10 protein-coding genes and 1 tRNA gene are annotated in these 12,688 nt (G+C 59.6%); 4 read left to right on the top strand and 7 right to left on the bottom strand.

Annotation, left to right across the window (positions count from 1 at the left end; all coding sequences use genetic code 11):
- The first annotated feature begins 38 nt into the window (after positions 1-38).
- From JYP50_RS05060 to JYP50_RS05045, 4 genes are all read left to right on the top strand, one after another.
- On the top strand, positions 39-2,861 hold the full coding sequence (locus tag JYP50_RS05060; RefSeq protein ID WP_206559400.1) for a BPTD_3080 family restriction endonuclease: 2,823 nt from the start codon (positions 39-41) through the stop codon (positions 2,859-2,861).
- 98 nt (positions 2,862-2,959) lie between these two features.
- Entirely contained in the window at positions 2,960-4,183 is a 1,224-nt protein-coding gene (locus JYP50_RS05055) for a hypothetical protein (RefSeq protein WP_206559399.1), read from the top strand.
- A gap of 394 nt (positions 4,184-4,577) precedes the next feature.
- Positions 4,578-5,105: a hypothetical protein gene (locus tag JYP50_RS05050; RefSeq protein WP_206559398.1), complete on the top strand. Its 528-nt coding sequence runs from the start codon at positions 4,578-4,580 to the stop codon at positions 5,103-5,105.
- A 623-nt stretch (positions 5,106-5,728) separates the two neighbouring features.
- Entirely contained in the window at positions 5,729-7,204 is a 1,476-nt protein-coding gene (locus JYP50_RS05045; RefSeq protein WP_206559397.1) for a tyrosine-type recombinase/integrase, read from the top strand.
- A 129-nt stretch (positions 7,205-7,333) separates the two neighbouring features.
- Here the strand turns inward: JYP50_RS05045 and JYP50_RS05040 are convergent.
- The 7 genes from JYP50_RS05040 to rpmI all read right to left on the bottom strand — a co-directional run bounded on the left by JYP50_RS05040 (position 7,334) and on the right by rpmI (position 12,678).
- Positions 7,334-7,410 (bottom strand) — tRNA-Pro (locus JYP50_RS05040).
- Positions 7,411-7,468: 58 nt separating this feature from the next.
- Positions 7,469-7,834, bottom strand: coding sequence for a MerR family transcriptional regulator (locus JYP50_RS05035; protein WP_206559396.1), 366 nt, complete (start codon positions 7,832-7,834; stop codon positions 7,469-7,471).
- Positions 7,812-8,117, bottom strand: coding sequence for an integration host factor subunit alpha (ihfA, locus tag JYP50_RS05030; protein ID WP_206559395.1), 306 nt, complete (start codon positions 8,115-8,117; stop codon positions 7,812-7,814). Before ihfA ends, JYP50_RS05035 begins: the two co-directional genes overlap by 23 nt.
- Before the next feature lie 10 nt (positions 8,118-8,127).
- Positions 8,128-10,530 carry a phenylalanine--tRNA ligase subunit beta gene (pheT, locus tag JYP50_RS05025; protein ID WP_206559394.1) on the bottom strand — a complete coding sequence of 801 codons (2,403 nt, stop codon included), beginning with the start codon at positions 10,528-10,530 and terminating at the stop codon, positions 8,128-8,130.
- Positions 10,531-10,555: 25 nt separating this feature from the next.
- Entirely contained in the window at positions 10,556-11,569 is a 1,014-nt protein-coding gene (gene pheS / locus JYP50_RS05020) for a phenylalanine--tRNA ligase subunit alpha (protein ID WP_206559393.1), read from the bottom strand.
- 529 nt (positions 11,570-12,098) lie between these two features.
- Positions 12,099-12,455, bottom strand: coding sequence for a 50S ribosomal protein L20 (rplT, locus tag JYP50_RS05015; protein ID WP_206559392.1), 357 nt, complete (start codon positions 12,453-12,455; stop codon positions 12,099-12,101).
- Between the two features lie 28 nt (positions 12,456-12,483).
- Entirely contained in the window at positions 12,484-12,678 is a 195-nt protein-coding gene (gene rpmI, locus JYP50_RS05010; RefSeq protein WP_206559391.1) for a 50S ribosomal protein L35, read from the bottom strand.
- Positions 12,679-12,688: the final 10 nt, after the last annotated feature.

Genomic DNA, 12,688 nt, shown 5'->3' with positions numbered 1-12,688 from the left:
CCAATAGATGAACGGATCACCAAGATAAGGACTTACCCGTGACAGCCGAATCACTCATCATCAACTCGCCCTATGACGTTCCCAGCCAGCACTGGAGCCAGGACGCCAGTGGCAAGGTCGCCAACACCGTGACGGGGCGTAGACCCGCCGCCTATGAGATTTACGACACCCGTAACAATACCCGCCGGGTTGAACCTCTTGAGACCGTCAACAAGATCCGAGAGAGACTTGACCAGTGGCGAGCTGACCGATGGCCTGGAGTTACCAGCGTCACCCGGGAACTACTGCAGCACTGGCATGCTCGAGGAGACTGGGAGGTAGACTCCCGAAGCTGGCAGGGAGGCCCCCGCCAGTACCCTTTCTACTTCTGCCAGCTGGAAGCCATAGAGTCCCTGATCTGGTGGCTTGAAGCACCGGATGCCTACAAACAGGGGATCGCCCTACCTGGCGATGGAGGCCCCTGGGAGCGCATCTGTAACAAGATGGCCACCGGGTCAGGCAAGACCACGGTCATGGCCCTAATCATCACCTGGCAGGTGCTGAACGCCCTCCAGTACCCCAAGGACAAGCGGTACTCCCTCGCCGTGTTCATCGTGGCCCCAGGCCTGACAGTGAAGAGCAGGCTCCAGGTCCTCTACCCGGGCGACCCCAAGAACGTCTACGACGAGTTTGTGCTATGTCCCAATGAAGCCATGCGCCAAAAGCTCAACCGGGCCGAGATCCTGATCGAGAACTGGCACACCCTGATGCCCCTCAAGGAGACTACCCGGTCTGTGGTCAAGAAAGGGGCCGAGAGCGATGAGGCGTTCACCCGTAGGGTCTTAGGTAAGCTGTCCCAGCACAAGGACATCATCGTCATCAACGACGAGGCCCACCACGCATACCGCCAACGGGCTGAGGTAAAGGTCAAAAAGAAGGATGCTGATGAGTTAGGTATCGACCTTGAGGAGGCTACCCGCTGGATCGAGGGGCTAGACCGCATCCATAAGACCCGCCGCATCCGCCGCTGTTACGACCTCACAGCAACACCCTTCGCCCCCACTGGCAAAACCAACACTGAGAAGGGCCTGTACGAGTGGATCATCTCGGACTTCGGACTCAATGACGCGATCGAAGCCGGGCTGGTGAAGACCCCCCGGATCGTCATCCGGGACGATGCTCTGGCGAACGCTAAGACCTACGCCAGCAAGCTCTACCACCTGTACCGGGAACCCGAGGTACAGGAGGACCTGAACCGGAAGGCAGAGCCCCATGAGTCCCTTCCTGACCTGGTTCAGAAGGCCTATACACTACTGGCCTACGACTGGAGAGAAACCAAGAATGAATGGGAACGCGGTGGACACACTATCCCCCCGGTGATGCTCACTGTGGGCAACCGGACGGAGACCGCCTCCCGTATTGAGCACTTCTTCAACTCTGACGACTGCCTCATCAAAGAGACCCATCAGCCCAATGCCACACTGAGAGTGGATTCCAAGGTGCTGGAGAAGGCTGAACGAGGTGAGAGTGTCACCAAGGACAAGGACTACGCCGAACGGTTGAGCGACATCATTCAGTCATCCGGCATGCCCACGGACAAGATGGAAGAACTGCTGGGTGAGAAGCAGGAAGTTCAACTGAGGGCGCTGGTCGACACCGTCGGCAAGCGAGGCCAGCCCGGCCAGAAGCTCCAGAATGTGATCTCTGTGGCCATGCTCTCAGAGGGCTGGGACGCAGCTAACGTGACTCACATCATGGGCCTGAGAGCCTTCACCAGCCAGCTACTGTGTGAGCAGGTGATTGGACGAGGCCTGCGCCGAGTCGCACATGACATGGACGAACACGGCCGCTTCCTGCCTGAGTACGTCAACGTCTTCGGTGTCCCCCTGTCCATCTTCCAGGATGTTGAAGGTGGTGGAACCCCACCTCCACCACCCAAGCCGAGTGTTCGAGTCGAGGTGGAACCCGGTCGTAACCACTTGGAGATCCGCTGGCCCAACATCGAGCGCATCCAGGAAGTTCTTAAACCAGAACTGACCATGGACTGGAACAAGGTCCCGCACTACTCACTGGACCCTGCCCAGACACCACTTAACGCTGAGATTGCACCTTCACTGACTGGCTTCCCGAATCTGGCCCAGGTCTCTGAGATCGACCTGGAGAAGGCCCTGGACGACTTCAGGCTCCAGCACCTCATCTTCAAGGCCGCCAGGAAGCTGTTCCTGCAGGCCGCCACAACCTTCGAGGGAGACAAGCAGTACCTGGCTGTCCAACTCATCCGCATTGTTGAACAGTTCCTGGAGTCCGACAAACTGGAGATTCCCAGCCTCTGGCACCAGGACCCAGTACGTCGCCGGCTCCTCTTCGCTCTCAACATGGATGCAGTTGTGGGCCATGTGAACCAGTATGTGAACCTCCAGAACGTTCAGCGTATGGAGCCCCTGTTCAATGAGCACCAGCCCATAGGCTCTACGGCCTACATGAGAGCCTGGCTAACGACCAAACCATGCCAACCGACAGTCCGGTCCCAGATCAGCCCGGTGGTGTATGACAGCACCTGGGAGAAGCTCGTGGCCGATGTCTGTGAGAAAGACTCCAACGTAGTGGCCTGGGCAAAGAATGACCACCTCGACTTCAAGATCCGCTACATCTGGCGGGGCTCCTCCAGAAACTTCGTACCGGACTACCTCATCAGGTTGAGTAACGGGAAACACCTCATCCTGGAGGTGAAGGGTCAGGACAGCGACCAGAACAAGGCCAAGCGCAATGCCGCTGACCTCTGGGTGAAAGCTGTCAATGACCACGGCGGGTTCGGGAGTTGGTGCTTCGACACCGCCTTCGAGCCGGCTCAGATCAAGGACCTGCTCAACCGACACACTTGACATACGCTCACCCAGCTTAGTTGTTTGGGGCCGTTTCCCGCGGCCTCAAGGCCCTTGCCGTGACAACTGGAAGACCATCTGACCACAAGGAAGAAACAGTGAAACTAAGCACTCCACTACTCTCACTCTCTACCGCAGTACTTCTCACAGGCTGCAAGATTCAGCTTACGGCGCTAGATGGTGGGGACATCTATGCTAAGAACGCCGGATTTGTCTGTGATGAACAGACCACCTGTTCTGCCAATGTTGACGATACCACCTTCAATGAGTCCTTCCAGCCCAGGGCCAAAGAAGGCTACACATTCGACAGCTGGGTGGCTGGTGACGGCCTCTTCTGTGGCGGCAAGAAAGGCACGTGTGACCTCTCCACTGCAGGCTTCGAAGGGAATCAGCCACTCCTTGATGTTCTTGATTCTGGCAGGGAGTTCTACCTGATCGCCCGCTTCAAGCCAGAATGCTACTCAGGTAGCAGTGAGCTGGGCGGCATGTACAGAGAGCCACTGAGACTATGCCGGGAAGGTAGCCCCTACACAGTCACTTCTGACATCCAGTTGGGGCCAGAAGCCCCACTTTTCATTGATGCTGGTGTCACACTCAACTCCACTTCACCGACCGGCAACAGGATCGTCGCCTACTCCAACCTCTACCTGCTGGGCAAACCCAAGCAGAAGGTTCGGATCAATGACCTGAACATCGAGACTGCCTATAACGGGCAAACCAGTACGATCGACATCAACCACACCTTAATCACGTACCCGAAAACCCAGGATGTCAGAACGCCCTCACTGGACATGGTATTTACTGAGGCAGGAGGCTATGCGCGTCTAACAGATTCCGAAATTCATGCCAGTGTGTTCTTCAACGCTGGCACCTCGGAGAGGGTGAGCTCAACGCTCTCTAGCGGAAAGTCGCCCCTCATGGCAACTCGGATCGAGAGAAACAGATTTGTTGATTCAGGACTCCTGCTACTCATCGATACGGAACTGCTCATCAAGAACAACCTGTGGTCAGGAGAGGGCACCGAACTCGTAGTCAGGCGGGCAGGCAAGTCCAAGATCGTAGCCACGCAGAACAGCTTCCTGGCCACTACTCCTGAGTCATCTTTCCCGGGCTCAGAAAGCCAGTGGAATAACTCCGTTATCATTGAACCCAACAGCACAAGCCAAGAAGTAGATCTCAGCAACAACTTCTGGGGTACGACAAACAGGGCTGAGGTAGCCGATGAAATCTGGGATGCCAATGACACCTTTGACGTTGAGGTCACCGGTGTGTTCGAGCCTGTCCTTGGTAAGCCACATCCAAAGACACCGGCTGTGGACTGACTCAACCTCTCCTGCCCTATTTAATCAGGGCTACCAGGCTCACCGCGGGGCGCAGCCAGAGCGGTGAGCCGGCAAGGCCCATGGCAACTCCCAGTTCATCTCCACGACCCAGATTGAGCAAACCTGCTCCATTCATTTATCTGACTGGCTTCATGATGCCCAGTTGAGCTCAACATAAAGTGAATTGATCACCACTTGAAGGCGCCCTCCGGGCGCTGGGTGAGGAATATGGAATCTTCCTGTCTACTCGACATATATTTTTAATATATAAAAATATATTACTTAATTTTCAACAGGTTAAAGAATACAAACCATACAAATATGTAACATATGCTAACCACATAGTTCACTTATATGTATGGTTTTCAGCATACACTCGTAATGGATACCAGCTATGTCTAACTTAAAGAATACCTCCACTCAGGCCCTCACGGTGACCATACCGAGCGACCACACCCTGGAAATGGGTGCGATCAGAGAGGGCAAAAACTACCCTGCTCCGCCCTACGGCATGCTTGGCCGGTCAGGTCGATCGAAGCACAAGATAGACGGCGTGAATGTCCCGTTTCTCTTGAAGCAATTGACCGGCACAGGGCACTGGTTCTTCTGGACTCTGGTAGAGGCACGTGACTATGAAACCAATCTGGTAAAGCCCACCCAGCTGGCAGGCCTCTCCCGCCAGGAACGTGGCCGAATCGCCAGAGCATACAAGGAGCTTGAGAAAAAGCGCTTGGCCATTCGAACAGCTCGACAGACCTACCTGATCAACCCGAAGGTCATGCTGCCGATGCTCAAGTACTTTGAGCGGACTTGGTTTGAGTGGGAAGCAGCCTGTAACAAGAAAGGGCTGACAACAGAGGCATCTGTGCCCTTTGCATTGAAGGTCACACCTGGCAACAGCCCTCCTGCCAAATTGGCATGACATGACCCTGCGGGTTCAGCATTGACAGATAAAAACCACGTCGTCAGAGCCCGTAGCCCATGTGGTCACCCTCTCCAGCATCAAGCCAAGCTTGGCATGGAAATCCTAGAGGAGCACACTCCTATAAATCAAGCATCCGCTTCCGTCCAGGCTCCGCGTCCGCTAACGCTGCGCTAGGCCTGGCCGTCAGCCCTCCAATCCATCATCACCTTCAATATACTCAGAGGTGCACCCCTCGGCACACAGAGGGCGATGAGTGCTAGGACCGCCCTAATTGCCAGGGCAAACATGGTGGCCTCCGGCCACTCGGTGATCTAAGGCAAGACCTCTCCCTATTTGTATTACTCAGGCTGGCTTCAGCCCGGGGGAGCACCCCTGTCTGCGATTCACACTGACCAAAATTCAACCAACTACCACAAGGACACTCCGGTGGTCGAAAAACCAACAATCCCCATCACAACCGTCTCCCTTGAACAGTACTCCGAGTGGGTAGGGTTCAGCCTGCCCACCCTGAGGGGACGGATCAGAAACCAACTCTGGAAGGAAGGCGTGGAATACGTCAGGAACCCCAGTGGGAAAATTGTCGTAAACATTGAGGCCGCACAGGCCTGGGAGCAGAAAACATGGAAGGAACGCACAGGAAGCGTGGCTCAGTCGAAACAGTACGGGACAAGCTCGTCTACCGCTTATGGTGGCGCCACCCCGATGACCCATACCGGGAACACCGGTGGACGGTCTCGACACATCAAACCGCGACCGATGAGAACAGAAGCCGCCTGAGGCAGAACCTGGAGGTTCTCAACGCCAAGATTCAGGCAGGGGCATTCTTCCCCTGTCAGGAGTTCCCTGGCACCAAGATCGCCGCCTACTGCCACTGTGGTACCTGCGCGGCTGTAGAACCACTCTCACAGGCTCACCAGGCACCCAGCACTCTGGGCGACCTCTTTAAGCTATACAAGCCATACGAAGAGGCCAGAGCCACCGGAGACCGGCGAGTCATCGAGGCCTCCTCCTGGAGAACCAAGAAGCGTGGCATGGACGCCATGGAGAAGACCTTCACCTGGCTGGATGAGAGTGGGCTCCTCTGTGATGTCAGTCCCCTGACTGACTACCAGATCAAGGAACTGATGCCAGATGCTGTCAAGGACTGGTTGAGCGCCTTCCAGCACCGCCAGGAGTTGCTGACAGAAGGGAAGGGTCCAGCCTCCACCAAGTACATGATCAATCTGCTGTCCACGATCCGGCAGGCACTGAAGTATGGCCAGCTCAGGCGGTGGTGGAGAAGCCACCCACTCCTCGAGTTCTCCGGGACCCTGATCGAAACCACCAAGGAAGAGAGGCATCGCCGGAACAACCGGACTCTGAACAAGCCCTTCTCCATCGTCGAGAGGGACCGCATCATTCAATGGTTTGAACGCCAGTGGCACCAGTGCTCGGCAAAGCACTACAGAGGGAAGGAGAAAATCAGGCTCCTCTTTCTGCTCCACTATGTTGTGATTGGCTTCAACACCGGTCTGCGGAGTCCCTCAGAGATGACCGCCCTCGAATGGGCTGATGTGGACTACAGCAACCAGTGCATCAACATCAGGAAGTCCCGCGAGTCCTCAGGTCGGATCGATGAGCAGATCATTCGCCCCTACACCAAGACAGTCAGGCACCGATCTGTTCCCATCAACAACATGGTGCTTGAGTCCCTCCGGGCCCTGGAGAAGTTCCGCCAGACCGACCATGACTGGATCTTCTGGAACCCGCGGGCCAGTACCTCAAACCCTCTGGCGATCTCCAACGGGTGGGCCCCACTCACCGGAGAGAAACGGATCCGCTACCAGTTCGAGGAGTGCCTGAAGGCCCTGAACATCCCCTCCCCTGAGAATCAGGGGCAGTACCGGATGAGGCACACCTTCACCACCCTCGCCCTAGACAACACTGACCTCTCCGACGAGAAGGTGGCCGCCCTCATTGGCGACAATGTGGAAACCATGCGGTCCCACTATCAGGGGCATTGTAGGAACAGGTGGAGGGACGACGGCGACGTGGACCAGCTCAACAGGCTCAATGGCCTGGGCAAAGGAGTGCTGAGAGCTGTGCAGTCAGGGTAACAGTCAGCCCTGTTGATGTGGCAGAACCTGGATGGTCGAGCCAGGGAAGGCGGCCAGTAAGGCCTTCTGCCGACACTGTGCCGACAAAAAAGGGCTTGCACTGCAAGCCCTTGATTTTGTTACTAAATTTGGTCGGGACGGCAGGATTTGAACCTACGACCACCACACCCCCAGTGTGGTGCGCTACCAGACTGCGCTACGCCCCGAGACACGCCTTAATCGGCGAGGGCGGCATTATACTCAATCACGCCGCCAACACAAACCCTATTTGCCGCCGGGGGCGAGGACTTTAAGTACGTCCTCCAGATCCTCGATGGTTTCCTTGATCACCGCCTGCAGCTCCACCGGGGTGACGCTGTCGCCGTCGTCGGTCATGCGCTGGCGGGCGCCGCCGATGGTGTAGCCCTGGTCGTACAGCAGGCTGCGGATCTGGCGGATGGTGAGCACGTCGTCGCGCTGGTAGTAGCGGCGGTTGCCGCGGCGCTTGACCGGCTTGAGCTGGGGGAACTCCTGCTCCCAGTAGCGCAGCACGTGGGGTTTCACCGCGCACAGCTCGCTCACCTCACCGATGGTGAAATAGCGCTTGCCGGGGATGGCCGGCAGTTCGTTATTGTGGGTCGGTTCCAGCATAAGCCTCTACTCGCGCCTTCAGCTTCTGTCCGGGCCGGAAGGTAACGACCCGGCGTGCGGAAATGGGAATTTCCTCCCCGGTCTTGGGATTGCGACCCGGGCGCTGGCTCTTGTCGCGCAGGTCGAAGTTGCCGAAGCCCGACAACTTCACCTGTTCGTTCCCCTCAAGACAGCTGCGGATCTCCTCGAAAAAGAGCTCAACAATCTCCTTGGCTTCCCGTTTGTTGAGCCCCAGCTCTTCAAACAGGCGTTCGGCCATCTCGGACTTGGTGAGCGCAGTCATTGGGGTTCCGTCAGTTCCTGAGTTCGGCGTTGTAATTTTTTTCCAGTGAATCAACGACTTGGTTCACTGCCAGGTTCACATCCTCATCACTAAGAGTGCGCGATTGATCCCGGAAAGTCAAACCCAGTGCCAGGCTTTTTCTTTCTGGATCAATGCCTTTCCCGGCATAGACATCAAACAACCTTAAGTCCGTCAGGTAAGCCCCTGCCGCCGCTCGCACATTGGCCATGAGCTCCGCCGCGGGCACGGCCTTATCCACCAGCACCGCCAGGTCGCGGCGCACCTCGGGGAATTTGGACAGCTCACTGAACGCGGGCTGGCGGGCATCCACCACCGCCTTCAGGTCGATCTCGCAAACGTAGAGCGGCGCGTTGAGGTCCAGCTGCGCCTGCACCGTGGGGTGGATAACGCCGATGTAGCCCACGTCAACGCCCTGGCGGCGGATGCGGGCGGTCTGCCCGGGGTGCAGCGCCGGGTGGGTTCCCGCCACGAATTCGAACTCCTGTGCGGCGCGGCCCAGGCTCAGCAGGCTCTCGAGGTCGCCCTTGAGGTCGAAGAAGTCCGCCGCCTCGCCGGCCGCGGCCCAGGACTCGGCAAAGCGCTGGCCGGTGGCGACCATGGCCAGGGTCGGCTCCTGGCGCAGGCCGGGCAGGCCCGGTTCGTCGCTGGAGCGCTCCTCGCCCTTGATAAAGCGCAGCCCGGTCTCAAACAGGCGCACCCGCGGCTGTTGCCGGTGAGTGTTGCGCAGCACCGCGCTCACCAGGCCCGGCAGCAGGCTGGTGCGCATCACCGCCATGTCGGCGGAGATCGGGTTGGCCAGGTGCACGGGCTCAAGGCCGGGATCGAAGACCTGCTGCAGCTTGGGCTCCACAAAGCTGTAGGTGATGGCCTCGCGGTAGCCGCGGGCGCTCAGGTGGCGGCGCAGGGTGCGCGGGGACACCTCGGCCTCCTTGCGTGCCGGCATCGCCAGGTCGGCGCGGATGCGCGTGACCGGCAGGTTGTTGTAGCCGTAGACACGGGCCAGCTCTTCCAGCAGGTCCGCCTCGATGGCAATGTCGAAGCGCCAGCTGGGCACGGTGCAGGTCCAGCCTTCTGCCGTGGCGCTCACCCCCAGGCCGAGCCCACTGAGGATGCGTTCCACGTCCTCCGCGGCCAGCTCGATGCCCAGCAACTTCTTGATCCGCGCCGCGCGCAGGGTCACGTCGGGCCGCGCCGGCAAATCGTCCGCCGACACCGCCTCCGTGACCGGTCCCGCCTCGCCGCCGACAATTTCCAGCAGCAGCTGGGTGGCGCGCTCCATGGCGCGGTGCTGCAGTTCAAAGTCCACCCCGCGCTCGAAGCGGTGGGAGGAGTCGGTGTGCAGGCCGTAGCCCCGGGCGCGGCCCGCCAGGGGGTCGGGGGCGAAGAAAGCCGCCTCCAGGAACAGGTGCCGGGTGCCCTCGCCCACCGCGGAGGGCTGCCCGCCCATGATCCCGGCCATCGCCAGGGGACCGCTGTGGTCGGCGATCACCAGGGTGTCGGTGTTCAGCTCCACGGTCTGGCCGTCGAGCAACTCCAGGGACTCCCCGGGCTGCGCGGTGCGCACCACAATGCCGCCGCTCAGCTTGTCGAGGTCGAAGGCGTGCATGGGCTGGCCCAGTTCCAGCATCACGTAGTTGGTCACATCCACCGCGGCGTCGATGCTGCGCACGCCGCAACGGCGCAGTTTTTCCTGTAGCCACAAGGGGCTGGGGCGCGACAGGTCGACGTTGCGGATTACCCGTCCCAGGTAGCGAGGGCAGTGCACGGGGGCTTTCAGCTCTACGTCCAGGGTGTCGCCGTGGCTCTCGGCCACCGTGTCGATGACCGGCTCGCTCACCGGCAGGCGGTTCAGCAGGCCCACTTCCCGGGCGATGCCGGCAATGCCCAGGCAGTCCGCGCGGTTGGGGGTCAGGCCGATTTCGATCAGCCTGTCGTCCAGGCCGAGGAAGCAGCGGATGTCCGCGCCCACCGGTGCGTCGGCGGGCAGCTCCATCAATCCGTCCGAGGCATCGGACAGGCCCAGTTCCTGCTCGGCGCAGAGCATGCCGAAGGACTCCACCCCGCGCAGCTTGGCCTTTTTGATCTTGAAGTCGCCGGGCAGCACCGCGCCCACCCTGGCCAGGGGCGCCTTGAGGCCCGCGCGGGCATTGGGGGCGCCGCATACAATCTGCACGGTCTCGTCGCCGGCACTGACCTGGCACAGGCGCAGTTTGTCGGCGTCGGGGTGCTGTTCGGCGCTGAGGATCTCCGCCACCACCACGCCGCTGAAGTCACCGGCCACCGGCTCGACGGCGTCCACTTCCAGGCCCGCCATGGTGATCTGGTGGGCCAGCTCGTCGGTGGAAAGCTCCGGGTTGACCCATTCCCGCAGCCACTGTTCGCTGATTTTCACTCTCTATCTCTCCGTGGTCCGGGGCTTAAAACTGCTCGAGGAAGCGCAGGTCGTTGTCGAAGAACAGGCGCAGGTCGTTCACGCCGTAGCGCAGCATGGCCAGGCGCTCGACGCCCATGCCGAAGGCGAAGCCGGAGTATTTCTCCGGGTCGATGTTGGAGTACTGGAACACCCGCGGGTGCACCATGCCGCAGCCCAGGATCTCGATCCAGCCGGTGTGACTGCACACCCGGCAGCCGTCGCCGTCGCAGATCACACACTGGATATCCACTTCCGCCGAGGGCTCGGTGAAGGGGAAGTAGGACGGACGGAAGCGCACCGCGGATTTTTTCTCGAAGAAGACCTGCAGGAACTCCTCCAGCAGGCCCTTTAGATCAGCCAGGCTGGAGTGCTCGTCGATCAACAGACCCTCGACCTGGTGGAACATGGGGGTGTGGGTCAGGTCGGAGTCGCAGCGGTACACGCGGCCGGGGCAGATCACCCGCAGCGGCGGCTTGTCGTTTTCCATGACCCGCACCTGCAGCGGTGAGGTGTGGGTGCGCAGCACGGTGTGCTCATCCACGTAGAAGGTGTCGTGCATGGCCCGGGCGGGGTGCTTCTCGGGAATGTTGAGGGCTTCGAAGTTGTGGTAGTCGTCCTCGATCTCGGGGCCTTCGACGATGTCGAAGCCGATGCTGGAGAAGAAGTCTTCGATGCGCTCGATGGTGCGGGTGATGGGGTGAATACCGCCGGTACTCTGGCCGCGCCCGGGCAGGGTGACGTCGATGGTCTCGGCGGCCAGCCGGGCTTCGACCGCGGCCGATTCGAGGGCCTGCTTGCGCTCGCCGATGAGGGCCTGGAGCTCCTGTTTGACGACGTTGATTTTGGCGCCGGCCTCGGGGCGCTCCTCGGCGGACAGTTTGCCGAGGCCCTTCAACAGGGCGGTAATCTGTCCTTTTTTGCCGAGGTAGTCGACGCGCAGCTGTTCCAGCGTGGCGCTGTCATCGGCGGCTTCGATTTTAGTCCTGGCCTCGGCGGCCAGTGGTTCGAGGTTTTCCATCTGATCTCGTCTTGAGCTCTGGGTTAATTGTATTGGTACTGTGCCAAATTGCCGCGCCGGGGACCGGGTAGGGCCTCTCCGGACACGCCGTGAACCCATCCATGGGGGCTTGTGTTCGACATCCCTGTCTCTCACAGTCCTGAGAGGCCCTACCCGGCCCCCAACGCTACCTTCGCACTTCGATTCAATCCTGAGATCGAAGCTGCCAAAGGTGCTGTTCCTCAATAGGGAGCACAGAGCATACGGGAGGGGTGTCACGGACCGTCAGCGGCATGGATGCCGCTGCCGAGCCCCCATGGAAGGGTTCACGGCGTGTCCGTGAGGCCCCTACCGTATGATCTGGGCGTGTTGCGAAGTCCCAACACTCTGTCCGCATTGACGAACCACCGGAACACCGGCCACCGCCTGCGCGAAAATTACAAATGCAAACAAAAAAAGAAGGGAAAGAGCATAGCCCTTTCCCTTCTTTGGTTTTTCAGTGTAGCCAGCGATCCGCGGCGCGTTTGACAACGCCGCGGCAGGGGTGGGCTTAGGCCAGCGCGGCCTTCGCTTGCTCCACAACCGCTGCAAAAGCCGGCTTGTCATGCACAGCCAGGTCCGCCAGCACGCGGCGGTCCAGCTGGATGTCGGCCTTTTTCAGGCCACTGATCAGGCGGCTGTAAGTCATACCGTTGGCGCGGGACTGAGCGTTGATACGCGTGATCCACAGCGCGCGGAACTGGCGCTTGCGTTGGCGCCGGTCGCGGTAGGCGTACTGGCCGGCCTTGGTAACGGCCTGCTTGGCAACACGAAACACACGGCTGCGGGCACCGTAGTAACCCTTGGCCTGTTTCAGGATTTTCTTGTGACGGCGGTGAGCCACCACACCACGTTTTACGCGAGGCATAGTCTTCTCCTAATCTCCAATGAGTCCGTTAGCGTGCCCGCAACATGCGGTCGATCAGCACCTTGTCGCTGGCATGGATCATTGAAGTTCCACGCAGCTGGCGCTTACGCTTGGTAGTCATCTTGGTCAGGATGTGACTCTTGTAGGCGCTTTTACGCTTGTACCCGCCGGCGGTTTTCTTGAAACGCTTGGCGGCCCCGCTGTGAATTTTTGCTTTCGGCATAGTTAAATAC

This window comes from Parahaliea mediterranea (genome assembly GCF_017255185.1).
In the GTDB taxonomy this organism is placed as follows: domain Bacteria; phylum Pseudomonadota; class Gammaproteobacteria; order Pseudomonadales; family Halieaceae; genus JAFKCZ01.
Note: the sequence above shows the minus strand (reverse complement) of the source record. Positions and strands in the feature narration are given on the sequence as shown.